26 protein-coding genes are annotated in these 26,041 nt (G+C 59.9%); 17 read left to right on the top strand and 9 right to left on the bottom strand.

Annotated features, from left to right (window positions below; all coding sequences use genetic code 11):
• The first annotated feature begins 3 nt into the window (after positions 1-3).
• From BK667_RS05300 to BK667_RS05310, 3 genes are read left to right on the top strand one after another with little or no spacing between them, the layout of a single operon-like run.
• Positions 4-1,185, top strand: a complete 1,182-nt coding sequence (locus BK667_RS05300; protein ID WP_123507835.1) for an amino acid ABC transporter permease — start codon at positions 4-6, stop codon at positions 1,183-1,185.
• Positions 1,186-1,195: 10 nt separating this feature from the next.
• On the top strand, positions 1,196-2,293 hold the full coding sequence (locus BK667_RS05305; RefSeq protein ID WP_123507837.1) for an amino acid ABC transporter permease: 1,098 nt from the start codon (positions 1,196-1,198) through the stop codon (positions 2,291-2,293).
• A 10-nt stretch (positions 2,294-2,303) separates the two neighbouring features.
• On the top strand, positions 2,304-3,068 hold the full coding sequence (locus BK667_RS05310) for an amino acid ABC transporter ATP-binding protein (RefSeq protein ID WP_003171943.1): 765 nt from the start codon (positions 2,304-2,306) through the stop codon (positions 3,066-3,068).
• A gap of 63 nt (positions 3,069-3,131) precedes the next feature.
• Here the strand turns inward: BK667_RS05310 and BK667_RS05315 are convergent, their stop codons facing one another.
• Together BK667_RS05315 and BK667_RS05320 are read right to left on the bottom strand one after the other, a co-directional pair.
• Positions 3,132-3,614 carry a type II toxin-antitoxin system MqsA family antitoxin gene (locus BK667_RS05315; protein ID WP_123596999.1) on the bottom strand — a complete coding sequence of 161 codons (483 nt, stop codon included), beginning with the start codon at positions 3,612-3,614 and terminating at the stop codon, positions 3,132-3,134.
• The gene (locus BK667_RS05320; RefSeq protein WP_123597000.1) at positions 3,611-3,922 is read right to left on the bottom strand and encodes a type II toxin-antitoxin system MqsR family toxin; all 312 of its coding nucleotides are present in this window, start codon (positions 3,920-3,922) and stop codon (positions 3,611-3,613) included. The genes BK667_RS05315 and BK667_RS05320 overlap by 4 nt, the downstream gene beginning before the upstream one ends.
• Positions 3,923-4,087: 165 nt before the next feature.
• Between BK667_RS05320 and BK667_RS05325 the strand changes: the two genes are divergently transcribed.
• The 5 genes from BK667_RS05325 to BK667_RS05345 all read left to right on the top strand — a co-directional run bounded on the left by BK667_RS05325 (position 4,088) and on the right by BK667_RS05345 (position 7,984).
• Positions 4,088-4,747, top strand: a complete 660-nt coding sequence (locus BK667_RS05325; protein ID WP_123597001.1) for a FadR/GntR family transcriptional regulator — start codon at positions 4,088-4,090, stop codon at positions 4,745-4,747.
• Entirely contained in the window at positions 4,737-6,044 is a 1,308-nt protein-coding gene (locus tag BK667_RS05330) for a CynX/NimT family MFS transporter (protein WP_123597002.1), read from the top strand. Before BK667_RS05325 ends, BK667_RS05330 begins: the two co-directional genes overlap by 11 nt.
• 100 nt (positions 6,045-6,144) lie before the next feature.
• On the top strand, positions 6,145-6,615 hold the full coding sequence (locus BK667_RS05335) for a nuclear transport factor 2 family protein (protein ID WP_123597003.1): 471 nt from the start codon (positions 6,145-6,147) through the stop codon (positions 6,613-6,615).
• A 40-nt stretch (positions 6,616-6,655) separates the two neighbouring features.
• The gene (locus BK667_RS05340; protein WP_123405524.1) at positions 6,656-6,964 is read left to right on the top strand and encodes a GIY-YIG nuclease family protein; all 309 of its coding nucleotides are present in this window, start codon (positions 6,656-6,658) and stop codon (positions 6,962-6,964) included.
• 84 nt (positions 6,965-7,048) lie between these two features.
• Entirely contained in the window at positions 7,049-7,984 is a 936-nt protein-coding gene (locus BK667_RS05345) for a glutathione S-transferase family protein (protein WP_123597004.1), read from the top strand.
• A 109-nt stretch (positions 7,985-8,093) separates the two neighbouring features.
• Here the strand turns inward: BK667_RS05345 and BK667_RS05350 are convergent, their stop codons facing one another.
• The gene (locus tag BK667_RS05350; RefSeq protein ID WP_123507851.1) at positions 8,094-8,444 is read right to left on the bottom strand and encodes a glutaredoxin family protein; all 351 of its coding nucleotides are present in this window, start codon (positions 8,442-8,444) and stop codon (positions 8,094-8,096) included.
• Entirely contained in the window at positions 8,444-9,448 is a 1,005-nt protein-coding gene (yejK, locus tag BK667_RS05355; protein WP_123507853.1) for a nucleoid-associated protein YejK, read from the bottom strand. Before yejK ends, BK667_RS05350 begins: the two co-directional genes overlap by 1 nt.
• 395 nt (positions 9,449-9,843) lie before the next feature.
• Between yejK and BK667_RS05360 the strand changes: the two genes are divergently transcribed.
• Positions 9,844-10,125, top strand: coding sequence for an HU family DNA-binding protein (locus tag BK667_RS05360; RefSeq protein WP_123507855.1), 282 nt, complete (start codon positions 9,844-9,846; stop codon positions 10,123-10,125).
• Positions 10,126-10,312: 187 nt separating this feature from the next.
• Here the strand turns inward: BK667_RS05360 and rlmF are convergent, their stop codons facing one another.
• The 5 genes from rlmF to BK667_RS05390 form a co-directional block, all read right to left on the bottom strand.
• On the bottom strand, positions 10,313-11,335 hold the full coding sequence (gene rlmF, locus BK667_RS05365; RefSeq protein WP_123507857.1) for a 23S rRNA (adenine(1618)-N(6))-methyltransferase RlmF: 1,023 nt from the start codon (positions 11,333-11,335) through the stop codon (positions 10,313-10,315).
• A gap of 365 nt (positions 11,336-11,700) precedes the next feature.
• A complete protein-coding gene (locus BK667_RS05375; protein ID WP_123597005.1) occupies positions 11,701-14,547 on the bottom strand; it encodes a valine--tRNA ligase in 2,847 nt (948 codons plus the stop codon).
• A 224-nt stretch (positions 14,548-14,771) separates the two neighbouring features.
• Complete coding sequence (locus BK667_RS05380) at positions 14,772-15,146, bottom strand: DNA polymerase III subunit chi (protein WP_123507861.1); 375 nt, start codon at positions 15,144-15,146, stop codon at positions 14,772-14,774.
• An 8-nt stretch (positions 15,147-15,154) separates the two neighbouring features.
• Positions 15,155-15,583, bottom strand: coding sequence for a DNA polymerase III subunit chi (locus tag BK667_RS05385; protein ID WP_123507863.1), 429 nt, complete (start codon positions 15,581-15,583; stop codon positions 15,155-15,157).
• Positions 15,584-15,643: 60 nt separating this feature from the next.
• Positions 15,644-17,134, bottom strand: coding sequence for a leucyl aminopeptidase (locus BK667_RS05390; protein WP_123507865.1), 1,491 nt, complete (start codon positions 17,132-17,134; stop codon positions 15,644-15,646).
• Between the two features lie 317 nt (positions 17,135-17,451).
• On the opposite strand from BK667_RS05390, the gene lptF reads away from it, so the two are divergent.
• From lptF to pdxJ, 8 genes are all read left to right on the top strand, one after another.
• Positions 17,452-18,570, top strand: a complete 1,119-nt coding sequence (gene lptF, locus BK667_RS05395; RefSeq protein ID WP_123507867.1) for an LPS export ABC transporter permease LptF — start codon at positions 17,452-17,454, stop codon at positions 18,568-18,570.
• Positions 18,563-19,624: an LPS export ABC transporter permease LptG gene (lptG, locus tag BK667_RS05400; RefSeq protein WP_123507869.1), complete on the top strand. Its 1,062-nt coding sequence runs from the start codon at positions 18,563-18,565 to the stop codon at positions 19,622-19,624. Before lptF ends, lptG begins: the two co-directional genes overlap by 8 nt.
• Before the next feature lie 171 nt (positions 19,625-19,795).
• Complete coding sequence (gene lepA, locus BK667_RS05405; RefSeq protein WP_123507871.1) at positions 19,796-21,595, top strand: translation elongation factor 4; 1,800 nt, start codon at positions 19,796-19,798, stop codon at positions 21,593-21,595.
• Positions 21,596-21,600: 5 nt separating this feature from the next.
• Positions 21,601-22,455 (top strand): signal peptidase I, encoded by an 855-nt coding sequence (gene lepB / locus BK667_RS05410; protein WP_123597006.1) that lies wholly within the window; start codon positions 21,601-21,603, stop codon positions 22,453-22,455.
• A 184-nt stretch (positions 22,456-22,639) separates the two neighbouring features.
• Positions 22,640-23,329, top strand: coding sequence for a ribonuclease III (gene rnc, locus BK667_RS05415; protein ID WP_123507875.1), 690 nt, complete (start codon positions 22,640-22,642; stop codon positions 23,327-23,329).
• On the top strand, positions 23,322-24,224 hold the full coding sequence (era, locus tag BK667_RS05420; protein ID WP_054054777.1) for a GTPase Era: 903 nt from the start codon (positions 23,322-23,324) through the stop codon (positions 24,222-24,224). The genes rnc and era overlap by 8 nt, the downstream gene beginning before the upstream one ends.
• A gap of 173 nt (positions 24,225-24,397) precedes the next feature.
• Positions 24,398-25,087, top strand: a complete 690-nt coding sequence (gene recO / locus BK667_RS05425; RefSeq protein ID WP_123597007.1) for a DNA repair protein RecO — start codon at positions 24,398-24,400, stop codon at positions 25,085-25,087.
• A 48-nt stretch (positions 25,088-25,135) separates the two neighbouring features.
• Entirely contained in the window at positions 25,136-25,882 is a 747-nt protein-coding gene (gene pdxJ, locus BK667_RS05430; RefSeq protein WP_123597008.1) for a pyridoxine 5'-phosphate synthase, read from the top strand.
• The last annotated feature ends 159 nt before the right edge of the window (positions 25,883-26,041 follow it).

Consider the following 26,041-nt stretch of genomic DNA (forward strand, 5'->3'; position numbering starts at 1 on the left):
TTCATGCAAAAATCAATCGGCGCACCAAAGCAGAGGCTCAGCCTCAGCGATCCGAAAGTGCGTGCGTGGCTATTTCAGATCATCACGATTGTCGCGGTCGTCGCGATGGGCTGGTATCTGTTCGACAATACGCAAACCAACCTGCAACACCGGGGCATTACCTCCGGCTTCAGTTTTCTGGATCGCAGTGCCGGGTTCGGCATCGCTCAACACTTGATCGACTACACCGAATCGGACACGTATGCCCGGGTGTTTGTCATCGGTCTGCTCAACACCTTGCTGGTGACTGTCATCGGCGTGGTCCTGGCGACCATCCTCGGCTTCATCGTCGGCGTGGCGCGTCTGTCGCCGAACTGGATCATCAGCAAGCTGGCGACGGTTTACGTGGAAGTCTTCCGTAACATTCCGCCGCTGCTGCAAATCCTGTTCTGGTACTTCGCGGTGTTCCTGACCATGCCGGGGCCGCGCGCCAGCCATAACTTCGGCGACACCTTCTTTGTCAGCAGCCGTGGCCTGAACATGCCCGCCGCGCAAATGGCGGACGGGTTCTGGGCGTTCGTGGTCAGCGTCGTGGTGGCCATCGTCGCCATCGTGCTGATGGCTCGCTGGGCCAACAAGCGTTTCGAAGCGACCGGCGTACCGTTCCACAAGTTCTGGGTCGGCCTGGCGCTGTTCCTGGTGATCCCGGCGCTGTGCGCGCTGGTCTTCGGTGCTCCGCTGCACTGGGAAATGCCGAAGCTGCAAGGCTTCAACTTCGTCGGCGGCTGGGTATTGATCCCGGAACTGCTGGCGCTGACCCTGGCCCTGACCGTGTACACCGCGGCGTTCATCGCCGAGATCGTGCGTTCGGGCATCAAGTCGGTCAGCCACGGCCAGACCGAAGCGGCGCGCTCCCTCGGGCTGCGTAACGGTCCGACCCTGCGCAAGGTGATCATCCCGCAAGCCCTGCGCGTGATCATCCCGCCACTGACCAGCCAATACCTGAACCTGGCGAAGAACTCCTCGCTGGCGGCCGGTATCGGTTATCCGGAAATGGTGTCGTTGTTTGCCGGTACGGTGCTGAACCAGACCGGGCAGGCGATCGAAGTGATTGCGATCACCATGAGCGTGTACCTGGCGATCAGTATCAGCATTTCCCTGCTGATGAACTGGTACAACAAGCGCATTGCGCTGATCGAGCGGTAAGGAAAAGCGCATGAGTACTCATACTTTCAAGCCTGACATGCCACCACCGAGCAGCAGTATCGGTGTGGTGGCGTGGATGCGCGCCAACATGTTCTCCAGCTGGATCAACACCCTGCTGACCCTGTTCGCGTTTTACCTGATCTACCTGGTGGTTCCGCCGCTGCTGCATTGGGCGATCCTGGACGCCAACTGGGTCGGCACCACTCGCGCCGACTGCACCAAGGAGGGCGCCTGCTGGGTGTTCATCCAGCAGCGTTTCGGCCAGTTCATGTACGGCTACTACCCGCCGGAACTGCGCTGGCGTGTGGACCTGACCGTGTGGTTGGCGGTCATCGGCGTGGCACCGTTGTTCATCTCGCGTTTTCACCGTAAAGCGGTGTACGGGCTGAGCTTCCTGGTGGCGTACCCGATCATTGCCTACTTCCTGTTGCATGGCGGGATCTTCGGCATGACCAACGTCGCGACCAGCCAATGGGGCGGCCTGATGCTGACCTTGGTGATCGCCACCGTCGGTATCGCCGGTGCGTTGCCGCTGGGGATCATCCTGGCGTTGGGCCGTCGTTCGAACATGCCGGCGATTCGCGTGGTCTGCGTGACTTTCATCGAATTCTGGCGCGGCGTGCCGTTGATCACGGTGCTGTTCATGTCCTCGGTGATGCTGCCGTTGTTCCTGCCCGAAGGCATGAACTTCGACAAACTGCTGCGGGCCCTGATCGGCGTGATCCTGTTCCAGTCAGCCTACGTGGCGGAAGTGGTGCGCGGCGGTCTGCAAGCGATCCCCAAAGGTCAGTACGAAGCGGCTGCGGCGATGGGCCTCGGTTACTGGCGCAGCATGGGCCTGGTGATTCTGCCGCAAGCCTTGAAGCTGGTAATCCCTGGCATCGTCAACACCTTCATTGCGCTGTTCAAGGACACAAGCCTGGTGATCATCATCGGCCTGTTCGACCTGCTCAACAGCGTCAAGCAAGCCGCCGCCGACCCGAAATGGTTGGGCATGGCCACTGAAGGCTATGTGTTCGCGGCCCTGGTGTTCTGGATTTTCTGTTTTGGTATGTCCCGCTACTCCATGCATTTGGAACGTAAGCTGGACACTGGCCACAAGCGTTAGGAGTTTTCTGATGAGCGAAGCGATCAAACAGCCTGTGAGCCCTGAAGGCATTATTCAGATGCAGGGCGTGAACAAGTGGTACGGCCAGTTCCACGTGTTGAAAGACATCAACCTGAACGTCAAGCAGGGCGAGCGTATCGTCCTGTGCGGCCCGTCGGGTTCCGGCAAATCCACCACCATCCGTTGCCTTAACCGCCTGGAAGAACACCAGCAGGGCCGCATCGTGGTCGATGGCGTGGAACTGACCAACGACCTCAAGCAGATCGAAGCGATCCGCCGGGAAGTCGGCATGGTGTTCCAGCACTTCAACCTGTTCCCGCACCTGACCATCCTGCAGAACTGCACCCTGGCGCCGATGTGGGTGCGCAAGATGCCGAAACGCAAGGCCGAAGAAATCGCCATGCATTACCTGGAGCGCGTACGCATTCCAGAGCAGGCGCATAAATTCCCGGGGCAACTGTCCGGCGGTCAGCAACAGCGTGTGGCGATTGCCCGCGCCCTGTGCATGAAACCGAAAATCATGCTGTTCGATGAACCGACGTCGGCACTCGACCCCGAGATGGTGAAAGAGGTGTTGGACACCATGATCGGCCTGGCCGAAGACGGCATGACCATGCTCTGCGTAACCCACGAAATGGGCTTCGCCCGCACTGTGGCCAACCGCGTGATCTTCATGGACAAGGGCGAGATCGTTGAACAGGCGGCACCGAATGACTTCTTCGATAATCCGCAGAATGATCGGACGAAGTTGTTCTTGAGCCAGATTTTGCATTGATCGATGCCAGGCAGTGAAATAAACCCGGACCTGTTCCGGGTTTGTTTTGTCTGGCGTTCGGGATCAGGAGACGGTGATCGTTTCATGCTCTTTATGCACGATTTCTCTGAAGCCCCGTAGATCCGCGCCCTCACTCAAGACATGCGCATCAGCGAGCAGATAGGGGTACCGGTCAAGCAAGCGCATCAACAGTACCAACGCTTTTGGCGGAAGTACCTCGCCACGCTCATACCGCGAAAACGCGTTGTGCCCGCCACCGGACAACAGCAGCACCGCGTCTTTTTGTGAGAGGTGCAGCTTGCGGCGGATGCGCTTCATCTCCGCGCCGATCATTTGCCTGCCAGCAATGACCAGTTCGTCACCTGCGTTTGAATGACGCTCCGCGCAGCTAGGGTCAAATTCGACTTCGCCGCACATCTGGCATTCCCAACCGGATAAATCATCAATCCGGCGCTCCATGCCTTTGACACTCAAGGTTTCGCCGCGACCTTGGAAATGTGTCATTCCTTCAGGGGCGCCACAGCTGAAACACTGCTGGGTTTTCATAGGTTTTTCTCCTTGAAGGAGATTACCGGAGGGCCACCGCCGGGGCGGTAAGTCACCTTGATGTAAATCTCCAGGTCATGTGAATTGATGTGGTAGACGTCTTGCCAGACGCGGTGGTTGGCATAGGTGGTCATCGACTTGTACAACATATTGCGCTGCAGCTTGAGGATGACCTCCTGCATCTCTATAAAACTCAAGCCCAGCCTCCTGCCGCTTGTTTTTGCCGCGTTCGTAAATGCAGATACCCTGAGCCGCAGCACGTCCGACTTGATCACCGCCAGGTCGTAATGGGGTGTGTTCTTCTCCATAAGAAACCAAAGCCTATCCCTGAAATTACCCTTAAAGGGTAATTTTGACTAATCGAAAATCCCGCTCCATTTCCCTCTCACTGACCGTAGGCGGTTGCCGTCCTACACGGAGCTGACTAACATGTCGGAAAATTCATCCTATGATTGGATGAAAGGGCGAATCCTATGTCAGACATTTCTCCACTTGTTAAACGATCCCTGGTCGATCAGGCCCTGGATCAGTTGCGCCTGCGCATCACTCAAGGCGTCTGGGCCGTCGGCCAGCGTTTGCCCACCGAGCCTGAGCTGTCCGCTGAGCTGGGCATCAGCCGCAATACCGTGCGCGAAGCCATGCGCGTGTTGGCGTTTTCCGGGTTAATCGAAATTCGTCAGGGCGACGGTAGTTATCTGCGGGCGGTGATCGATCCGCTGGACACCATGAAAGCGCTGTCGCAATGCACCCCAGAACAGGCCCGGGAAACCCGGCATATTCTGGAAGTCGAGGCCATCGGCCTGGCCGCGTTGCGTCGCACTGACGAAGACCTCATTGCCCTGCGCGAAGCCTTGGGCGTCAGCGGCAGTCATTACCACGGCGATCTCGACAGCTACATCGCCTGCGACCTGGTGTTTCACCGCCGCTTGGTGGACGCCGCGCACAACCCGACCCTCAGCGAGTTGTATCGCTACTTCTCGAGCATCGTCGGCGCGCAACTGCGCAAATCCCTGAACATTACCCCCCGACGCCAAGAGGTGTTCGACCTGCATATCGAACTGCTGGATGCCGTCGAGCAACGCGACCCGGAACGGGCCAAAGCCCTGTCGAGGCAGTTGATCAATGAACCTTGAAACCGAGAAATCCATGTCTGCCAATCACAGCAACATCCCGCAACCCAAGCGCACGGCGGAGCTCGAAGAGCTGCTGATCGATGCCGAGGCCGATGACGAACAGGTCCAGCAAAGCCACCCGATTCTGCGGCGGCCGTGGCTGTTGCTGCTGGGGCTGATCCTGGTGGCGCTGAACCTGCGCCCGGCGTTGTCGAGCATGGCGCCGATGCTCAGCGAAGTGTCGAAGACCCTCGGTCTGTCTGCGGCCGAGGCCGGTTTGCTGACCACGTTGCCGGTGCTGTGCCTGGGCTTGTTCGCGCCGCTGGCGCCGCTCCTGGCCCGACGTTTCGGCGCCGAACGGGTGGTGCTGGGGATTTTGCTGATGCTGGCCGGCGGAATCATCTTGCGCAGTTCCTTCGGTGAAATCGGCCTGTTCGCCGGCAGTGTGTTGGCCGGGGCCAGCATCGGCGTGATTGGCGTGTTGCTGCCGGGGATCGTCAAGCGCGACTTCCCGAAACAGGCCGGCACCATGACCGGCGTCTACACCATGGCCCTGTGCCTGGGCGCGGCGATGGCGGCGGGGGCGACCGTGCCGTTGAGCGAGCATTTCGACAAGAGTTGGGCGTTGGGCCTGGGCTTCTGGGTGGTTCCGGCCTTGGTCGCGGCGATTTTCTGGCTGCCGCAAGTGGGGCAGAAACACGGTTCACATAACGTCGCCTATCGCGTTCGCGGCCTGCTGCGTGATCCATTGGCCTGGCAAGTGACGCTTTACATGGGGCTGCAATCGTCCCTGGCCTACATCGTGTTCGGCTGGTTGCCGTCGATCCTGATCGGCCGTGGGCTGACACCGACGCAGGCCGGACTGGTGCTGTCGGGTTCGGTGATTGTCCAGTTGGCCAGTTCCCTGGCCGCCCCTTGGCTGGCGACTCGCGGCAAGGACCAGCGCCTGGCCATCGTCATCGTCATGCTGCTGACCCTCGGCGGTTTGTTCGGTTGCCTGTATGCGCCGATTGAAGGCCTGTGGGGCTGGGCGATCCTCCTGGGGTTAGGGCAGGGCGGTACGTTCAGCCTGGCGCTGACCCTGATCGTGTTGCGCTCGCGGGATTCCCATGTGGCGGCCAACCTGTCGAGCATGGCCCAGGGTTTCGGCTACACCCTGGCGTCCATGGGGCCGTTCGCGGTCGGCATCGTCCATGACTGGACCGGCGGCTGGAACGCGTTGGGCTGGATCTTCGGCATCATTGGCCTCGGCGCGATCATCGCCGGCCTCGGTGCCGGGCGCTCGCTGTACGTTCAGGTGAACAGCGAAAAAGTGTGAATCCCCGTACTGCTGGCATTCGGCCCACGAATGCCGGTGGTCTTGCGCACATTTGCAGACTATCGTGCAGGCAATCTTTTCGACTGCACGGAGCCTGCCCATGAGTGACGCCCATAACGCCCTGATCACCCGCTTCTACGAGGCCTTCCAGCGACTGGATGCCGAAGCCATGGCGGCCTGCTACACCGACGACGTGGTGTTCAGTGATCCTGCGTTCGGCGAGTTGCGCGGCCAGGAGGCCGGCGACATGTGGCGTATGCTCACAACCCGCGCGAAAGACTTCTCCCTGACCTTCGACAACGTGCGCAGCGACGACCGCACCGGCGGCGCCCATTGGGTGGCGACGTACCTGTTCAGTCAGACTGGCAATATCGTGGTCAACGATATCCAGGCGCGTTTCGTGTTTCGCGATGGCAAGATCTGCGAGCACCACGACAGCTTCGATCTGTGGCGCTGGTCGCGTCAGGCCCTGGGCACTAAAGGCTTGTTGCTGGGCTGGACGCCACTGGTGCGCAACGCCGTTCGCGCCCAGGCCTTGAAGGGGTTGAAGGCATTCCGGGCCAGTCGCTGATAAGATCGCGGCTTGTTTCCTTTCAAGCCTTGATCGTCACGTGAACACCCTCAGCGAATCCTCCGTCATTGCCGTCGAACCGGTGCCTGCCAGCAAACCCTGGTTCGTCTACCTCGTTCGCGCGGCCAATGGTTCGCTGTATTGCGGCATCAGCGACGATCCGGTACGCCGCTTTGCCAAGCACCAAAGCGGCAAAGGCGCCCGTTTTTTCCTTTCCAGCCCCGCTATGGCGCTGGTCTACACCGAAATCTGCCGCGACAAAAGTGAAGCGCTGCGCCAGGAACGGTTGATCAAAAAACTCAAGAAAAGCGCCAAGGAGTGTCTGGTGCTGACTTATCAATCTGACTGATAAGTTCCCATCAGGCGGATCCGTAGGCCGCTCACCGATTGCGCGCTAAGCTGCCAGCTCCTTATCCGTGGGTTGGAGCCGAGCATGTCAGAACTGATTCTTCACAACTACCCGACGTCCCCCTTCGCCGAAAAGGCCCGCCTGCTGCTGGGGTTCAAAGGGCTGTCGTGGCGCTCGGTGAAGATCTCGCCGGTGATGCCAAAACCCGAGTTGACGGCGTTGACGGGCGGCTACCGCAAGACGCCGGTGTTGCAGATTGGCGCGGATATCTACTGCGACACCGCGTTGATCGCCCGGCGTCTGGAGCAGGAAAAAGCCTTGCCGGCGTTTTTCCCGGAAGGTCAGGAAATGATTTGCGCGACGTTTGCTGCGTGGGTGGATTCGGTGGTGTTCCAGCACGCGGTCAGCCTGGTATTCCAGCCGGAATCGGTGGCGGTGCGTTTCGGCAAATTGCCGCCGGAAGCCATCAAGGCGTTTATGGCTGATCGTGCCGGGTTGTTCAGTGGTGGCAGCGCGACGAAGTTGTCGGCGGAACAGGCGCGGCACCAGTGGCCGACGATCATGGGGCGTCTTGAACTACAGCTTCAGCGTGAGCAGGGCGACTTCCTGTTTGGCGAACCGTCGATTGCTGACTTTGCCCTGGCTCATTGCTTATGGTTTCTCAAAGCGACGCCGGTCACTGCGCCGTTGGTTGACGCCTATCCGGCGGTTCTGGCGTGGTTTGGTCGGGTGATGGGCTTCGGTCATGGCGCGTTCAGCGAGATGACGGCTGAGGAGGCGCTGGAGGTCGCGCGCAATGCAACGCCCGCTGCGTTGCCGGATGAAGCGTTCGGCGAGCCTAACGGCTTTGAGGCGGGCCAGCAGGTAGTGATTGCGGCCACCGACTATGGCTGTGATCCAGTGGCCGGCGAGCTGGTGTTTGCGGGGCGCGAGGAATTGATTGTGCGTCGTGAAGATGAACGGGCCGGGGTGGTGCATGTGCACTTTCCGCGGTTCGGGTTTCACATCGAAAAACACTGATCTCTGAACCCTGTAGGAGCGAGGCTTGCCCGCGAAGCTTTTTAGCGTCAGTGATGACGCCTTCGCGGGCAAGCCTCGCTCCTACACGGGTTTTGTGTGAGGCAATCGGTTATTTCAGGGCGGCAAGGATCTCATCCGGGTCATACCCGCGAATCAACGTCCCGTTCACATCAATCAACGGTATCCCGCGCCCGCCCAACGCCTCATAGGCCTTGCGCGCCTCGGCATCCTTCTCGATATCGAATTCCTTGTACGGAATGCCTTTCTGATCGAGAAAGCGCCGGGTGAGCTTGCAGTAGCCGCACCAGTCTGTGGCGTAGAGCACGACGTTGGCCTTGGCCTGAGTCTGCTCGGACACCACCTGCGAAGGGTTGAACACCCGCTCGATCTTGCCCCAGTTCTGGTAAACCACGACCACCAGCAGGATCAGCAGGAATTTCTTCAGGATGCCGTTAAGCATCAGTTGCGCCGCTTCAGCTGGTCAGTGAGCTGGGTCGGCAAGCCCTTGATGATCAGCGTGCCGGCTTCTTCGTCGTATTCGATCTTCGAGCCCAGCAGGTGTGCTTCGAAGCTGATGGACAGCCCTTCAGCGCGCCCGGTGAAGCGGCGGAACTGGTTCAGGGTGCGTTTATCCGCCGGAATCTCCGGGGACAAACCGTAATCCTTGTTGCGAATGTGATCGTAGAAAGCCTTCGGGCGTTCTTCGTCGATCAACTCCGAGAGTTCTTCCAGGCCCATCGGCTCGCCGAGTTTGGCCTGGCTGCTGGCGTAATCGACCAGGGTCTTGGTTTTCTCGCGGGCGGACTCTTCCGGCAAGTCTTCGCTTTCAACGAAATCACTGAAGGCCTTGAGCAGGGTGCGGGTTTCGCCAGGTCCGTCGACGCCTTCCTGGCAACCGATGAAGTCGCGGAAATACTCCGAAACCTTTTTCCCGTTCTTGCCTTTGATGAATGAAATGTACTGCTTGGACTGCTTGTTGTTCTGCCACTCGGAGATGTTGATCCGCGCCGCCAGGTGCAACTGGCCCAGATCCAGGTGACGGGACGCGGTCACGTCCAGCGCTTCGGTTACGGCAACGCCTTCGCTGTGGTGCAGCAGGGCGATGGCCAGGTAATCGGTCATGCCTTGCTGATAGTGCGCAAACAGCACGTGGCCGCCTACCGACAGGTTCGACTCTTCCATCAGCTTTTGCAGGTGTTCCACCGCCACGCGGCTGAACGCCGTGAAATCCTTGCCGCCCTCGAGGTATTCCTTCAGCCAGCCGCTGAACGGATGCGCCCCGGACTCGGCGTGGAAGAACCCCCAGGCCTTGCCTTGTTTGGCGTTGTAGCTCTCGTTGAGGTCGGCGAGCATGTTCTCGATGGCGGTGGACTCGGCCAGTTCAGAGTCGCGAGCGTGAAGAACTGCGGGCGTGCCGTCGGGTTTTTTGTCGATCAGGTGGACGATGCAATGACGGATCGGCATGGGCTTCTCGGCTGATTGAAGAGAGGAGGGCGTGCTCCCCCAAAAAGTGCCAAGTGTACCGCAACCACTGGTTTTGGCGCGGCTCGAAGGGTAATTCGCCGCTGCGAAACGGTCCTTATGCAGTTTTTTACCGGTTTAGAGCAATAAAGCTGACCAAATGGGTAGCAAGAGGCGGATATTTCCCCGTCTCTGTGCTAGTTTTGCCCCGTCTTACGCGAAGTCACTGCGTTAAGCGTGCATTCAGCATTTGTCAGGTCGAACCAAACCCTGATTTCGGTATCTATAACCCCGACTCGTCGCGGTTATGGCCGAGGGTGCCAGATCCAGAAGATCGGGCTCGATGGCTGACACTGCACTCTGCAATCCATATGAATTTGATAGGGAAGGAACACTACATGGCTCTTACTAAAGACCAACTGATCGCCGACATCGCTGAAGCTATCGACGCGCCAAAAACCACCGCGCGTAACGCTCTGGACCAACTGGGCCAAATCGTTGCCGATCAGCTGGAAAACGGCGGCGAAATCACTCTGCCAGGTATCGGCAAACTGAAAGTGACCGAGCGTCCTGCTCGTACTGGCCGTAACCCTTCGACTGGCGCTGCCATCGACATCGCTGCCAAGAAAGTTATCAAGCTGGTTGTGGCCAAAGGCCTGACCGACGCTGTTAACAAGTAAGACGCAGTAACAAAAAGCCGTGCTCCGGAGCGATCCGGGCACGGCTTTTTTGTGTCTGTGATTTACCGCCAGCACCGCTTTACCAATGTGGGAGCGAGCTTGCTCGCGATGAGGCCATAACATTCAGCATAAGTGTTGACTGACATGCCGCCATCGCGAGCAAGCTCGCTCCCACAGTTGAACTGCGTTAGCCCTTACGAACCCAGCGCTCACGCCACGCTTGCTGCTCGGATTTGGTCTGGAAGGTCCACGCCACGAAGCGGCTCTGCTTCTGGCCCTGGGACATCTCCACCACCTGGCTTTCCAGCACGCCAGCCTTTTTCAGCGCGGTCTGGATCGCCGGCAGGTTCGAGGCTTTCGACACCAGGGTGCTGAACCACAGCACTTTGTGCTGGAAGCTCGCACTCTCGGCGATCAGTTGCGTCACAAAACGTGCTTCGCCACCTTCACACCACAATTCCGCCGATTGACCGCCGAAGTTCAGCACCGGCAGTTTGCGTTTCGGGTCGGCACGGCCCAAGGCGCGCCATTTGCGCTCGCTTCCCTTCGTGGCTTCGTCCATCGACGCGTGGAACGGCGGGTTGCACATGGTCAGGTCAAAACGTTCACCCGGCTCCAGCAAGCCCAGCAGGATGTGCTTGGGATTGGTTTGCTGGCGCAGCTGGATAGCCTTGTTCAGCCCGTTGGACTGCACGATGGCTTTGGCGGCGGCCACGGCGGTCGGATCGATTTCCGAACCGAGGAAGTGCCAGCGGTAGTCGCTGTAACCGATCAACGGATAGACGCAGTTGGCGCCCATGCCGATATCGAGCACCTTGACCGGTGCGCCGCGCGGGATTTCGCCGTCGTTGACGCTGGCCAACAGGTCCGCCAGGAAGTGCACGTAGTCGGCACGCCCCGGAACCGGTGGGCACAGGTAATCAGCCGGGATGTCCCAGTGGGCCACGCCGTAGAACGACTTGAGCAGCGCCCGGTTGAACACCCGCACCGCGTCGGGGCTGGCGAAGTCGATGCTTTCCTTGCCGTACGGGTTGAGGATCACGAACTTCGCCAGTTCCGGCGTGCTCTTGATCAGCTCCGGGAAGTCGTAACGACCCTGGTGGCGGTTGCGCGGGTGCAGGCTGGCCTTCGGACGGGGTTCCACGGCCTTGGCCGGGGTGGCGGAGTCAGGCTTCTTGCGCGCAGGGCGGGGTGTGCGGGGGGCGTTCATGGGTGTGATCGATTCGGGTATGGCTGAAAGTGGGGGGCATTGTCCCACAGACGATGGTCGCGCGGGGATCCTGTAGGAGCGAGGCTTGCCCGCGAAGGCCGCGACACGGTTTAACAGGCACACCGCGTTACCGTTCCTGTAGGAGCGAGGCTTGCCCGCGAAGGCCGCGACACGGTTTAACAGGCACACCGCGTTACCGTTCCTGTAGGAGCGAGGCTTGCCCGCGAAGAGGCCGTCACATCCGACATCAATGGCGACAGGCAGATCGCTTTCGCGGGCAAGCCTCGCTCCTACAGATAGCAAAAAGTGGCGGGCACAAAAAAGGGAGGCCATTTCGGGCCTCCCTCTTTCATCGTGATGTGCCGTTACAGGCTGGCAATCCGCGCATGCTGCTCCGCCAGTTTGCTCAGGGCTTGTTCAGCCTCGGCCAGTTTGGCGCGTTCCTTGTCGATGACTTCGGCCGGGGCCTTGTCAACGAAACCGGCGTTGGACAGTTTGCCGCCGACGCGCTGGACTTCGCCCTGCAAACGCAGGATTTCTTTGTCCAGGCGCGCCAGTTCGGCGTCCTTGTCGATCAGGCCAGCCATCGGCACCAGCACTTCCATCTCGCCCACCAGTGCGGTAGCGGACAGCGGTGCTTCTTCGCCGGCAGCCAACACAGTGATCGATTCGAGGCGGGCCAGCTTCTTCAGCAAGGCTTCGTTCTCGGTAAGACGACGCTGGTCTTCGGCGCTGACGTTTTTCAAGAACAGGTTCAGCGGCTTGCCCGGACCGATGTTCATCTCGGCGCGAATGTTGCGCGTGCCGAGCATCAGCGTCTTCAACCACTCGATGTCATCTTCGGCGCCCTGATCGATGCGTGCGTCGTTGGCCACTGGCCAAGGTTGCAGCATGATCGTCTTGCCTTCGATACCGGCCAGCGGCGCGATGCGCTGCCAGATTTCTTCGGTGATGAACGGCATGAACGGGTGCGCCAGGCGCAACGCGACTTCCATTACCCGCACCAGCGTGCGACGGGTGCCGCGCTGGCGCTCAACCGGGGCGTTTTCGTCCCACAGCACAGGCTTGGAGAGTTCCAGGTACCAGTCGCAATACTGGTTCCAGATGAACTCGTACAAGGCTTGCGCCGCGAGGTCGAAGCGGAACTGGTCGAGTTGACGGGTCACTTCGGCTTCGGTGCGTTGCAACTGCGAGATGATCCAGCGATCCGCCAGGGACAGCTCGTAGGCTTCGCCGTTCTGGCCGCAGTCTTCACCCTTGTCCAGAACATAACGCGCGGCGTTCCAGATCTTGTTGCAGAAGTTGCGATAGCCTTCGACGCGGCCCATGTCGAACTTGATGTCGCGACCGGTGGACGCCAGCGAGCAGAAGGTGAAGCGCAGGGCGTCGGTGCCGTAGCTGGCGATGCCGTCGGCGAACTCGTCGCGGGTCTGCTTCTCGATCTTCTTCGCCAGTTTCGGCTGCATCAGGCCGTTGATGCGTTTGTGCACCAGGTCTTCCAGCTCGATACCGTCGATGATGTCCAGCGGGTCCAGGACGTTGCCCTTGGACTTGGACATCTTCTGGCCCTGGCCATCACGCACCAGGCCATGCACGTACACGGTCTTGAACGGAACCTGCGGCGTACCGTCTTCGTTTTTCACCAAGTGCATGGTCATCATGATCATCCGGGCAACCCAGAAGAAAATGATGTCGAAGCCCGTCACCAGTACGTCGGTGGAGTGGAATTTCTTCAGGAATTCGGTCTGCTCAGGCCAGCCCAGGGTGGAGAAGGTCCACAAGCCCGAACTGAACCAGGTATCCAGAACATCGTTGTCCTGTTGCAGTGCAACGTCCGGGCCGAGGTTGTGCTTGGCACGCACTTCGGCTTCGTCGCGACCGACGTAGACTTTGCCCGACTCGTCGTACCAGGCCGGAATCCGGTGGCCCCACCACAGCTGACGGCTGATGCACCAATCCTGGATGTCGCGCATCCACGAGAAGTACATGTTTTCGTACTGTTTCGGCACGAACTGGATACGGCCGTCTTCAACGGCAGCAATCGCAGGCTCGGCCAGCGGCTTGGTCGACACGTACCACTGGTCGGTCAGCCACGGCTCGATGATGGTGCCGGAGCGGTCGCCTTTCGGGACTTTCAGGCCGTGATCGTCAACGCTGACCAGCAGGCCGGCGGCGTCGAACGCAGCAACGATTTGCTTGCGCGCTTCGAAACGGTCGAGACCGGCGTATTCGGCCGGGATCTTGCCGTCGATGCTTTCGTTCAGCGTGCCGTCGAGGTTGAACACCTGGCAGGCCGGCAGGACCGCAGCGTTCTTGTCGAAGATGTTCAGCAGCGGCAGGTTGTGGCGCTTGCCGACTTCGTAGTCGTTGAAATCGTGGGCCGGGGTGATTTTCACGCAGCCGGTGCCGAATTCAGGATCGCAGTAATCGTCGGCGATGATCGGGATACGGCGGCCGACCAGCGGCAGCTCGACAAATTTGCCGATCAGGGCTTTGTAGCGTTCATCGTTCGGGTTAACCGCCACGGCGGCGTCGCCGAGCATGGTTTCCGGGCGAGTGGTCGCGACGATCAGGTAATCATTGCCTTCAGCGGTCTTGGCGCCATCGGCCAGTGGGTACTTCAGGTTCCACAGGAAACCTTTCTCGTCGTGGTTTTCCACTTCCAGGTCGGAAATCGCCGTGTGCAACTTGGTGTCCCAGTTGACGAGACGCTTGCCGCGGTAGATCAGGCCGTCTTCATGCAGGCGCACGAAGGCTTCTTTAACGGACTCCGACAGGCCGTCGTCCATGGTGAAGCGCTCGCGGCTCCAGTCTACGGACGAGCCGAGGCGGCGGATCTGACGGCTGATGTTGCCGCCGGACTGATCCTTCCATTCCCAGATTTTCTCGAGGAATTTCTCGCGACCCAGGTCGTGACGATTCTGGCCCTGGGCTTCGAGTTGGCGTTCCACCAGCATTTGCGTGGCGATACCGGCGTGGTCGGTGCCTGGCTGCCACAGGGTGTTGCGACCCTGCATGCGGCGGAAACGGATCAGGGCGTCCATGATCGCGTTGTTGAAGCCGTGACCCATGTGCAGGCTGCCGGTGACGTTCGGCGGCGGGATCATGATCGTGTAGGACTCGCCCGCGCCTTGCGGGGCGAAGTAATTCTCGGACTCCCAGGTGTTGTACCAGGAAGTTTCAATGGCGTGCGGCTGGTAGGTCTTATCCATGCGCGGCGGGACCCTATTGGCATCAATTCAGGAAAAGCCGACGAGTATAGCGGGGCATGGGGCCGAGGGCGAGCAGGGGCGGATAGCTTGCATCGGTAAATGGCGCGATCCCTGTAGGAGCGAGGCTTGCCCGCGAAGGCGTCGTGTCTGCCAGCATGGACATGCCTGACACACCGCTTTCGCGGGCAAGCCTCGCTCCTACAGGGAAGGCTGCGGCGGGCTTATTACTCGTACTGGCTCAGCAGCCGCTCCATCCGCGCATCCAGCCGACGCTTGATCTCGGTTTCGATATGCGGCGCGAAGTCGTCGATCACGTCTTGCATGATCAATTGCGCGGCGGCGCGCAGTTCGCTGTCCAGGTGCAGCAGGGCATCGGGGCCTTTGGCGGCTGCGGCCGGTTGGGCAGCGGGTGCAGGCTCGACGGCGGGCGATGTGTCGCCAGCGTTGTCGAACAACATCGGAATCTGTTCCTGTTCGTCTTCATTGACCGTGTCGGTCAACAACGGCGGTTGCAGGTTGTCATCGCCGAGCAGTTGGCGGATCGACTCGAGGTCATCCAGCAGGTGCGCGGACTTTTGTGGCGGTTTTGGAGTGTCCATCGGAATGCTCAGAGTCGCTGTAAACGGTGATCTTGCAGAGGATAGCCTTGTTCGCGGTAGAAACGGAAACTCTCCCGCGCCGCCGCACGAATCGTCGGATCTTCCACCACCACTTCCGCCACTCGGGCGAACTTGCTGGCGAAGGCCGGGACCTTCAGGTCGAGATTGACCAGCAGATCCTGATGCGCACCGCAGTCATCACCAAGGCCGAGGACAATCAAACTGTCCGGTTCGCTTTCGGCGGGCCCATGAGGCACGAAGGCTTCACCTTTGAACGCCCACAGACGCGCATCGAGGTCGTCACGCTGAGCCGCATCGCTGCAATGCAGGTAGATGCGATGGCCCATACGCCAGGCTTTTTCGGTGAGCTTGCAGGCAAAATCCAGCCGCGCCGACGGATCGGCGCTGGGCAGGATATAGAAGTCGACTTTGGTCATTGCGGTTCCTGAGCCATGAGCGGCGTTGTCCGAAAACAACGCCACTCAGGGTCATCGGTTTCAGGCTTTGGCGCGGTCCAGCAGGTATTGGGTCAGCAATGGAACCGGACGGCCAGTGGCGCCCTTGTCTTTGCCGCCGCTGGTCCATGCGGTGCCGGCGATGTCCAGGTGCGCCCAGTTCAGGTTCTTGGTGAAGCGCGACAGGAAGCAGGCAGCGGTGATGGTGCCGGCTTTCGGGCCGCCGATGTTGGCGATGTCGGCAAACGGGCTGTCCAGTTGCTCCTGGTACTCATCGAACAGCGGCAGTTGCCAGGCGCGATCGTCAGCCGAACGGCCGGCGCTCAGCAGTTGGCCGATCAGTTCGTCGTTGTTGCCCAGCAGGCCAGAGGTGTGAGCACCCAGCGCAACCACGCACGCACCGGTCAGGGTCGCGATATCGATCACGGCCTGTGGCTTGAAGCGTTCGGAGTAGGTCAGGGCGTCGCACAACACCAGACGGCCTTCGGCGTCAGTGTTGAGGATTTCTACGGTCTGGCCGCTCATGGTGGTGACGATGTCGCCAGGGCGCGAAGCATTGCCGCTCGGCATGTTCTCGGCGCAGGCCAGGATGCACACCAGGTTGATCGGCAGTTTCAGTTCGAGCACGGCACGCAGGGTGCCGAACACGCTGGCGGCGCCGCCCATGTCGTACTTCATCTCGTCCATGCCCAGGCCAGGCTTGAGGCTGATGCCGCCGGTGTCGAAGGTGATGCCTTTGCCGACCAGGGCGTACGGCTTCTCGGATTTCTTGCCGCCGTTGTATTGCATGACGATAAGGCGCGGTGGCTGGGCGCTGCCCTGGCCGACGGCGTAGAACGAGCCCATTCCGAGGTCCTTGATTTTCTTCTCATCGAGGACTTCGACTTTCAGGCTTTTGAATTCTTTACCGAGGTCTTTGGCTTGTTCGCCGAGGAACGTCGGGTGGCAGATGTTCGGCGGCAGATTGCCCAGGTTACGGGTGAAAGCCATGCCGTTGGCGATCGCGGTGGCGTGGGCCACGGCGCGCTCGACTTCTGCTTGTGCAGCCTTAATGGTCACCAGGGTGACTTTTTTCAGGGCGCGAGGCTCGGCTTTCTGGCTCTTGAACTGGTCGAAGGTGTATTCGCCGTCCACCAGAGTTTCGGCCAGCAGACGGGTCTTGCCGTAGCTGTCGCGGCCTTTGACCACGATTTCGTCCAGCGCCAGCACAGCATCGCTGCCGCCCAGGCCTTTAAGCGTATTGAGGACGCCGGCGATGATTTTACGGAAGGGGCGGTCGCCCAGCTCTTCGTCCTTGCCCACGCCCACCAGCAACACGCGGTCGGCTTTGAGGTTCGGCAGGCTGTGCAGCAACAGGCTCTGGCCGACTTTGCCGGCCAGGTCGCCGCGCTTGAGTACGGCGCTGATGGCGCCACCGCTCAGTTCGTCGAGCTGTTTGGCGACGGCGCCGAGTTTGCGGCCTTCGCCGACGGCGACTACCAGAGTGGCGGTTTTCAACGTTTCTGGGTTAACGCTTTTTACAACCAGTTCCATGTCCGGGTCCCTGAATTAGGTCAACACGCAGCGTTCCACGGTGTGCGCAAACGTCTGCTGCTATAGATGAAAAGACAGATAGAAAGACGCAGGTCACGGCCCGCGACAAAGGCCGCAGTTTGAACCTCGCTACCGGCGCCTGACAACCCTAGGTTGTACGATCTTCGGTGCTTTGGGCACGTGCTTGAGCTTGCGCAGTGACAGGCGCACCCAATCACAGGATAATGCGCCATCTTTTTCGGCGGCCCTGCCTTGCGGGCCGGTCGATACGTTTGTTTGTTTGGCCGCCTTAGCCTGACAACCCTGGAGTGTCTGGTTTGATCGTCTTCCGTTACCTATCCCGCGAAGTCCTGTTGACCTTGAGCGCCGTCAGCGCCGTGCTGCTGGTCATCATCATGAGCGGTCGCTTCATCAAATACCTCGCGCAGGCGGCTTCGGGCCAACTGGACCCGGGTTCATTGTTCCTGATCATGGGCTTTCGTTTGCCGGGCTTCCTGCAACTGATCCTGCCATTGGGGCTGTTCCTCGGGATCCTGTTGTCGTATGGCCGGTTGTACCTGGAAAGCGAAATGACCGTGCTGTCGGCCACCGGCATGAGCCAGCAGCGACTGTTTCGTATCACCCTGTTTCCGGCCACCCTGGTGGCGCTGGTCGTGGCATGGCTGAGCCTGAGCCTGGCGCCGCAAGGGGCCAATCAGTTTCAGTTGCTGCTGAACAAGCAGGACGCGCTGACCGAGTTCGATACCCTGGAGCCGGGTCGCTTCCAGGCGTTGCGTGACGGTACGCGGGTGACCTACACCGAAACCCTGACGGACGACCGCATCAACCTGGGTGGCGTGTTCATTTCGCAAAAGAATATTTCCTCCGATCAGAAGGACCGCGGGATTTCCGTGCTGGTGGCCGAAAAGGGCCGTCAGGAAATCCGCCCTGACGGCAACCGCTACCTGATCCTCGACAATGGCTACCGCTACGACGGTAATCCGGGGCAGGCCGACTATCGGAAGATCAAGTACGACGAGTACGGCGTTTTGCTGCCCAAGCCTGATGTCAGTGACGAAGTGACCGACCGTGATGCCATGCCCACCAGCACCCTGGTGGGCAGTGATGACATCCGCTCGCGCACCGAACTGCAATGGCGCCTGTCCCTGCCGTTGCTGGTCTTCATTGTGACCCTGATGGCGGTGCCGCTGTCGCGCGTCAACCCGCGCCAGGGCCGTTTCCTCAAGCTGCTGCCGGCGATTCTTCTTTATATGGCTTACCTGACCATCCTGATTGCCGCCCGCGGCGCCCTCGAAAAGGGCAAGATCCCGGCTGCGCTGGGCTTGTGGTGGGTGCACGGGCTCTTCCTGGCCATCGGCCTTGCCTTGCTCTACTGGGAGCCGATGCGCTTGAAACTGGCGAGTCGCCGCGACGCGCTGGAGGTGGCTCGTGGTTAAGCTCGATCGCTACATTGGTAGCAGTGTTTTCGTGGCGATCCTGGCGGTGCTGGGGATCATTCTCGGTCTGGCGACGCTGTTCGCCTTCATCGATGAAATGAGTGACGCCAGCGACACCTACACCTTGATGGATGTCCTGAGCTACGTGCTGCTCACCGCGCCACGGCGTCTGTACGACATGTTGCCGATGGCGGCGCTGATCGGTTGCCTGATCGGCCTCGGCAGTCTGGCCAGCAACAGCGAACTGACCATCATGCGCGCCGCTGGCGTGTCGATCGGGCGGATCGTCTGGGCGGTCATGAAGCCGATGCTGGTCCTGATGATCGTCGGGGTATTGATCGGCGAGTACGTGGCGCCCGCCACCGAAGTCACCGCCCAGGCCAACCGTTCGTTGGCCCAGGGCAGCGGCGATGCGCAAAGCGCCAAGCACGGTCTATGGCATCGCCAGGGTGACGAGTTCATCCACGTCAACTCCGTACAGCCTAATGGCCTGTTGTATGGCGTGACCCGTTATCACTTCGACAAAGAGCGCCATATGCTGTCGGCGAGCTTCGCCAAGCGTGCGGAGTTCGACAAGGATCACTGGCAGCTCACGGATGTGACGACCACGCTGTTCCATGAAAAGAATACTGAAGTGGTCAACTCACCGGTCGAGCGCTGGGAAGTTGCGTTAAGTCCGCAGTTGCTGAGCACGGTGGTAATGGCGCCCGAGTCGTTGTCGATCACCGGCCTGTGGGGCTACATCCATTACCTGGCTGATCAGGGCCTGGCCAACGGTCGCTATTGGCTGGCGTTTTGGGTCAAGGTGTTGCAGCCATTAGTGACCGCCGCGCTGGTGCTGATGGCAATTTCCTTCATCTTCGGTCCGCTGCGTTCGGTGACCCTCGGTCAGCGGGTGTTTACCGGTGTGCTGGTGGGCTTCACCTTCCGTATCGTCCAGGACCTGCTCGGGCCTTCCAGCCTGGTGTTCGGTTTCTCGCCGCTGTTTGCGGTGCTGGTACCGGCCGGAGTCTGCGCCCTGGCCGGGGTCTGGTTGTTGCGTCGGGCCGGTTGATTCCGGGTTTTTCCTGACCTTGCCGTTCGCTGAATACGCCCTTGTCGCAAGACCGGGGCGTTTTTGTATTCGCCGTCTGACCTGCGAACGTGACGCTTGCGCCGCGGATCAGGTACAATTCCCGGCTATTTTTCGGCGGGCTATGCCTGCAGCCTTTTTGAGTGTTGATCCGTGAGTGATTTGAGTCATATCCGCAATTTCTCCATCATCGCCCACATTGACCATGGCAAGTCGACGCTGGCCGATCGCTTCATCCAGATGTGCGGCGGCCTTGCCGAGCGCGAAATGGAAGCCCAGGTGCTGGACTCCATGGACCTGGAACGTGAACGCGGGATCACCATCAAGGCCCACAGCGTCACCCTTTATTACACGGCTCGCGATGGCATCAAGTACCAGCTGAACTTCATTGACACCCCCGGCCACGTTGACTTCACCTATGAAGTCAGTCGGTCGCTGGCGGCCTGTGAAGGTGCGTTGCTGGTGGTCGATGCCGGTCAGGGTGTCGAGGCGCAGTCGGTTGCCAACTGCTACACGGCGATCGAGCAAGGCCTGGAAGTGATGCCGGTGCTGAACAAGATCGACCTGCCACAGGCTGATCCGGACCGCGTCAAAGACGAAATCGAAAAAATCATCGGTATCGATGCCACCGATGCGGTCGAGTGCAGTGCCAAGACCGGCCTGGGCGTCGATGAAGTCCTCGAACGCCTGGTTCACACCATTCCTGCGCCGACCGGCAACTACGAAGATCCGCTGCAAGCGTTGATCATCGACTCCTGGTTCGACAACTACCTGGGCGTTGTTTCCCTGGTACGTGTGCGCCACGGTCGCGTGCGCAAGGGCGACAAGATTCTGGTCAAGTCCACCGGCAAGATCCATCTGGTGGACAGCGTCGGCGTCTTCAACCCGAAACACACCGCCACCGTTGACCTGAAGGCCGGCGAAGTGGGCTTCATCATCGCCGGTATCAAGGACATTCACGGTGCACCGGTCGGTGACACCCTGACCTTGAGCTCCACCCCCGACGTTGACGTGCTGCCCGGCTTCAAACGCATTCAGCCGCAGGTTTACGCCGGTCTGTTCCCGGTCAGCTCCGACGACTTCGAAGATTTCCGTGAAGCCCTGCAAAAGCTCACGCTCAACGACTCGTCCCTGCAGTACACCCCGGAAAGCTCCGACGCCCTGGGCTTCGGCTTCCGTTGCGGGTTCCTCGGCATGCTGCACATGGAAATCATCCAGGAGCGTCTCGAGCGCGAGTACGACCTGGACCTGATCACCACGGCGCCGACGGTCATTTTCGAACTGTTGCTGAAAACCGGTGAAACGATTTACGTCGATAACCCGTCGAAGCTTCCAGACCTGTCCTCGATCGAAGACATGCGTGAACCGATCGTGCGGGCCAATATTCTTGTGCCGCAAGAGCACCTGGGCAACGTCATTACCCTGTGTATCGAAAAGCGTGGCGTACAACACGACATGCTGTTCCTCGGTTCCCAGGTCCAGGTGACCTACGATTTGCCGATGAACGAAGTGGTCCTGGACTTCTTCGACCGTCTGAAATCCACCAGTCGCGGCTATGCTTCGCTGGATTACCATTTCGATCGTTATCAATCAGCTAATCTGGTGAAACTGGATGTGCTGATCAACGGTGACAAGGTCGACGCCCTGGCGCTGATCGTGCACAAAGATAACGCGCACTACAAAGGTCGCCAGTTGACCGAGAAGATGAAAGAACTGATTCCGCGCCAGATGTTCGACGTCGCGATCCAGGCCGCCATTGGCGGGCAGATCATCGCTCGAACCTCCGTCAAGGCACTCAGAAAGAACGTATTGGCCAAATGCTACGGCGGTGACGTTAGCCGTAAGAAGAAACTGCTGGAAAAGCAAAAGGCCGGTAAAAAACGCATGAAGCAAGTCGGTAACGTGGAAATTCCACAAGAAGCCTTCCTTGCAGTGCTCAGGTTGGATAGTTAGGTCCTATGTCACTAAATTTCCCGCTGTTGCTGGTCATCGCCGTGTTCGTCTGCGGCCTGTTGGCGTTGCTCGATCTGGTTTTCCTGGCGCCGCGTCGGCGTGCCGCCATTACCTCCTATCAGGGCCGCGTCAGCCAGCCTGATGGCGTGGTGGTCGAGAAACTGAACAAAGAGCCGCTGCTGGTCGAATACGGCAAGTCGTTCTTCCCGGTGTTGTTCATCGTGCTGGTGCTGCGTTCGTTCCTGGTGGAACCGTTCCAGATTCCTTCCGGCTCGATGAAACCGACCCTGGACGTTGGCGACTTCATTCTGGTGAACAAGTTTTCTTACGGGATCCGCCTGCCGGTGATCGACAAGAAAGTCATCGAAGTCGGTGATCCACAGCGTGGCGATGTGATGGTGTTCCGCTATCCGAGCGATCCGAACGTCAACTACATCAAGCGTGTAGTGGGCCTGCCGGGTGACCAGATTCGTTACACCGCCGACAAGCGCCTGTTCGTCAACGGTGAGTCGATCGCCGAGCAACTGGTCGGCTCCGAGCCGGGCACGTTGGGCAGCGCCGAACTGTACGAAGAAAAACTCGGTGCGGCGGAGCACCAGATCCGCAAGGAAATGAGCCGCTACCGCGCAACGCCGGACCATACCTGGACCGTGCCTGCCGGGCACTACTTCATGATGGGCGACAACCGCGACAACTCCAACGACAGTCGCTACTGGGATGATCCGACTATTCCCAAGGATCTGCTGGGCATGGTTCCCGACAAGAATATCGTCGGCAAGGCTTTCGCAGTCTGGATGAGCTGGCCGGAACCCAAACTCAGTCACCTGCCGAATTTCTCGCGGGTTGGCCTGATCAAGTAATCACACACGGCGCTGTTGAACACAGCGCCGAATGCATTTCTGGAGTCGACACATTCGGCGCTGGACGCATGAAAACAATGATATTCAGGACGTAATTTTTGAACACAGCGTTAATTGTCCCAAGCCTGCGCCGCATCACGGCGATGGCGGTGGAATCCAACCACGAACTCAGCGTGGGTAAACCGTGAGCGTCTCCTTAAGTCGTCTAGAGCGTCAGCTCGGCTACACCTTCAAGGACCAGGAACTGATGGTCCTGGCCCTGACTCACCGCAGTTTTGCCGGGCGTAACAACGAACGCCTGGAATTCCTCGGTGATGCCATCCTTAACTTCGTCGCTGGCGAGGCGCTGTTCGATCGCTTCCCGCTGGCCCGCGAAGGCCAGTTGTCGCGTTTGCGCGCACGTCTGGTGAAAGGTGAGACCCTGGCCGTACTGGCCCGTGGTTTCGATCTGGGCGATTACCTGCGCCTGGGGTCCGGGGAATTGAAGAGTGGCGGTTTCCGTCGCGAGTCGATTCTGGCCGATGCCTTGGAAGCGCTGATCGGTGCGATCTACCTGGACGCCGGTATGGACATGGCGCGCGAGCGCGTGTTGGCCTGGCTGGCCGGTGAGTTCGAGGGCCTGACCCTGGTCGACACCAACAAAGATCCGAAAACCCGCCTGCAGGAATTCCTGCAATCGCGGGGCTGTGAGCTGCCACGTTACGAAGTGGTGGATATCCAGGGTGAGCCGCATTGCCGAGTCTTCTTCGTCGAATGCGAAATCACCTTACTGAATGAAAAAAGCCGAGGTCAGGGTGTGAGTCGTCGTATTGCCGAACAGGTAGCGGCCGCCGCAGCACTGATTGCCCTGGGTGTGGAGAATGGCAATGACTGATACAACCGCAACACGCTGTGGCTATGTTGCCATCGTCGGCCGTCCCAACGTGGGCAAGTCCACGCTGCTGAACCACATACTGGGCCAGAAGCTGGCGATCACCTCGCGCAAGCCGCAAACCACCCGTCACAACATGCTGGGCATCAAGACCGAAGGCGCCATCCAGGCCGTTTACGTCGACACCCCGGGCATGCACAAGGGTGGCGAAAAGGCACTGAACCGCTACATGAACAAAACCGCTTCGGCGGCGTTGAAAGATGTCGACGTGGTGATCTTCGTGGTTGACCGCACCAAGTGGACCGACGAAGACCAGATGGTCCTCGAGCGCGTCCAATACGTGACCGGCCCTTTGATCGTGGCGCTGAACAAGACCGATCGCATCGAAGACAAAGCCGAGCTGATGCCACACCTGAGCTGGTTGCAGGAACAGCTGCCGAACGCGCAGATCATGCCGATCTCGGCCCAGCACGGACACAACCTCGAAGCGCTGGAGCGCGTGATCGCCGGTTACCTGCCGGAAAACGAGCACTTCTTCCCGGAAGACCAGATCACCGACCGCAGCAGCCGTTTCCTCGCCGCTGAACTGGTGCGTGAAAAAATCATGCGCCAGATGGGCGCCGAGCTGCCGTACCAGATCACCGTCGAAATCGAAGAGTTCAAGCAGCAGGGCAAAACCCTGCACATCCATGCGTTGATCCTCGTTGAACGTGACGGCCAGAAGAAGATCATCATTGGCGACAAGGGCGAGCGCATCAAACGTATCGGCACCGAGGCGCGCAAGGACATGGAGCTGCTGTTCGACTCCAAGATCATGCTCAACCTCTGGGTGAAAGTGAAAGGCGGCTGGTCCGATGACGAACGCGCGCTGCGTTCGCTGGGTTATGGCGACCTGTAACACCGGATCCAGAAACACCGAAGAACCCATGTGGGAGCGAGCTTGCTCGCGATGAGGTCCTGAAACTCAACATCAAAGTTGACTGACAGATCGCCATCGCGAGCAAGCTCGCTCCCACATTAGTTTCAGGTGGTTTATAAGATCGCGTTCCTCTCTTGAGTATCCTGACTTCCATGTCTCAAACCCAACCCATCGGCCAACTCGCCTACGTGCTCCACAGTCGCGCCTACCGCGAAACCAGTGCGTTGGTGGATTTCCTCACGCCGCAAGGTCGGCTGCGGGCGGTGTTGCGCAGTGCGCGGGGCAAGGCCGGGACACTGGCGCGGCCGTTTGTGCCGCTGGAAGTCGAGTTTCGCGGGCGAGGGGAGCTGAAGAATGTCGGGCGCATGGAAAGTGCGGGCACTTCTACCTGGCTCATCGGCGAGGCACTGTTCAGTGGCCTCTACCTCAATGAACTGCTGATTCGCCTGCTGCCGGCCGAAGATCCGCATCCCGGTGTCTTCGATCACTACGCCGCGACGCTGCTCGCCTTGGCTGAAGGCCGTCCGCTGGAGCCGTTGCTGCGCTCCTTCGAATGGCGTCTGTTGGATGATCTCGGCTATGGCTTCGCGCTGAATACCGACATCCATGGCGATCCCATCGCGCCGGACGGGCTCTATCGTCTGCAAGTGGATGCCGGGCTGGAGCGGGTTTACCTGCTGCAACCGGGCCTGTTCAACGGCACCGAACTACTGGCCATGGCCGAAGCTGACTGGTCAGCCCCCGGCGCACTATCGGCCGCCAAGCGTTTGATGCGCCAGGCGTTGGCCGTTCACTTGGGCGGTCGTCCGCTGGTCAGTCGCGAACTGTTTCGCAAGCCCTGATCACCCCGTATGCTGTGCACCGAACTTACCTCTCTCAGGAGCGCTTCCGTGACCACCAGCAATCGCATTCTTCTTGGCGTGAACATCGACCACGTTGCCACCCTGCGTCAGGCCCGGGGCACTCGTTACCCGGATCCGGTCAAGGCAGCACTGGACGCGGAAGAGGCGGGCGCTGACGGCATCACCGTGCACCTGCGCGAAGACCGTCGGCACATCCAGGAGCGCGACGTGTTGCTGCTCAAGGACGTGCTGCAAACCCGTATGAACTTCGAAATGGGCGTCACCGAAGAAATGATGGCGTTCGCCGAGCGCATCCGTCCGGCGCACATTTGTCTGGTGCCGGAAACCCGTCAGGAGCTGACCACCGAGGGCGGACTGGACGTGGCCGGGCAGGAAGCGCGGATCAAGGCAGCGGTGGATCGCCTGTCGAAAATCGGTTGTGAAGTGTCGCTGTTCATCGACGCCGATGAGCGGCAGATCGCGGCGTCCAAGCGTGTGGGCGCTCCCGCTATCGAACTGCACACCGGTCGTTACGCCGACGCCGAGACGCCAACCGACGTGGCTGAAGAGCTGAAGCGTGTGGCGGATGGCGTGGCGTTTGGTTTGACCCAGGGCTTGATCGTCAATGCCGGCCATGGCCTGCATTATCACAACGTCGAAGCCGTGGCGGCGATCAAGGGCATCAACGAACTGAACATCGGCCATGCGCTGGTGGCCCATGCGTTGTTTGTCGGCTTCAAGTCGGCGGTTTCGGAGATGAAAGCATTGATCCTGGCGGCGGCACTCAAGGGTTGAGATAGGCGGCGCTACCTTCGCAGGCAAGCCTCGCGCCTACGGGATTGTGTTGGTCCGCGATGATCGTTCCCACGCTCCGCGTGGGAATGCCGCCGGGGACGCTCCGCGTTCCGCTTCACCAACTGACGCAGAGCGTCAGGAGATGCATTCCCACGCGGA

It is taken from the genome of Pseudomonas frederiksbergensis, from assembly GCF_003732705.1.
Classification (GTDB): domain Bacteria; phylum Pseudomonadota; class Gammaproteobacteria; order Pseudomonadales; family Pseudomonadaceae; genus Aquipseudomonas; species Aquipseudomonas frederiksbergensis_F.

Bases quoted from the DNA above. Each gene is read 5' to 3' on its own strand.
- BK667_RS05300 (WP_123507835.1), top strand. From the start codon at position 4: ATGCAAAAATCAATCGGCGCACCAAAGCAGAGGCTCAGCCTCAGCGAT.
- BK667_RS05305 (WP_123507837.1), top strand. From the start codon at position 1,196: ATGAGTACTCATACTTTCAAGCCTGACATGCCACCACCGAGCAGCAGT.
- BK667_RS05310 (WP_003171943.1), top strand. From the start codon at position 2,304: ATGAGCGAAGCGATCAAACAGCCTGTGAGCCCTGAAGGCATTATTCAG.
- BK667_RS05315 (WP_123596999.1), bottom strand. From the start codon at position 3,614: ATGAAAACCCAGCAGTGTTTCAGCTGTGGCGCCCCTGAAGGAATGACA.
- BK667_RS05320 (WP_123597000.1), bottom strand. From the start codon at position 3,922: ATGGAGAAGAACACACCCCATTACGACCTGGCGGTGATCAAGTCGGAC.
- BK667_RS05325 (WP_123597001.1), top strand. From the start codon at position 4,088: ATGTCAGACATTTCTCCACTTGTTAAACGATCCCTGGTCGATCAGGCC.
- BK667_RS05330 (WP_123597002.1), top strand. From the start codon at position 4,737: ATGAACCTTGAAACCGAGAAATCCATGTCTGCCAATCACAGCAACATC.
- BK667_RS05335 (WP_123597003.1), top strand. From the start codon at position 6,145: ATGAGTGACGCCCATAACGCCCTGATCACCCGCTTCTACGAGGCCTTC.
- BK667_RS05345 (WP_123597004.1), top strand. From the start codon at position 7,049: ATGTCAGAACTGATTCTTCACAACTACCCGACGTCCCCCTTCGCCGAA.
- BK667_RS05350 (WP_123507851.1), bottom strand. From the start codon at position 8,444: ATGCTTAACGGCATCCTGAAGAAATTCCTGCTGATCCTGCTGGTGGTC.
- yejK (WP_123507853.1), bottom strand. From the start codon at position 9,448: ATGCCGATCCGTCATTGCATCGTCCACCTGATCGACAAAAAACCCGAC.
- BK667_RS05360 (WP_123507855.1), top strand. From the start codon at position 9,844: ATGGCTCTTACTAAAGACCAACTGATCGCCGACATCGCTGAAGCTATC.
- rlmF (WP_123507857.1), bottom strand. From the start codon at position 11,335: ATGAACGCCCCCCGCACACCCCGCCCTGCGCGCAAGAAGCCTGACTCC.
- BK667_RS05375 (WP_123597005.1), bottom strand. From the start codon at position 14,547: ATGGATAAGACCTACCAGCCGCACGCCATTGAAACTTCCTGGTACAAC.
- BK667_RS05380 (WP_123507861.1), bottom strand. From the start codon at position 15,146: ATGGACACTCCAAAACCGCCACAAAAGTCCGCGCACCTGCTGGATGAC.
- BK667_RS05385 (WP_123507863.1), bottom strand. From the start codon at position 15,583: ATGACCAAAGTCGACTTCTATATCCTGCCCAGCGCCGATCCGTCGGCG.
- BK667_RS05390 (WP_123507865.1), bottom strand. From the start codon at position 17,134: ATGGAACTGGTTGTAAAAAGCGTTAACCCAGAAACGTTGAAAACCGCC.
- lepB (WP_123597006.1), top strand. From the start codon at position 21,601: ATGTCACTAAATTTCCCGCTGTTGCTGGTCATCGCCGTGTTCGTCTGC.
- era (WP_054054777.1), top strand. From the start codon at position 23,322: ATGACTGATACAACCGCAACACGCTGTGGCTATGTTGCCATCGTCGGC.
- recO (WP_123597007.1), top strand. From the start codon at position 24,398: ATGTCTCAAACCCAACCCATCGGCCAACTCGCCTACGTGCTCCACAGT.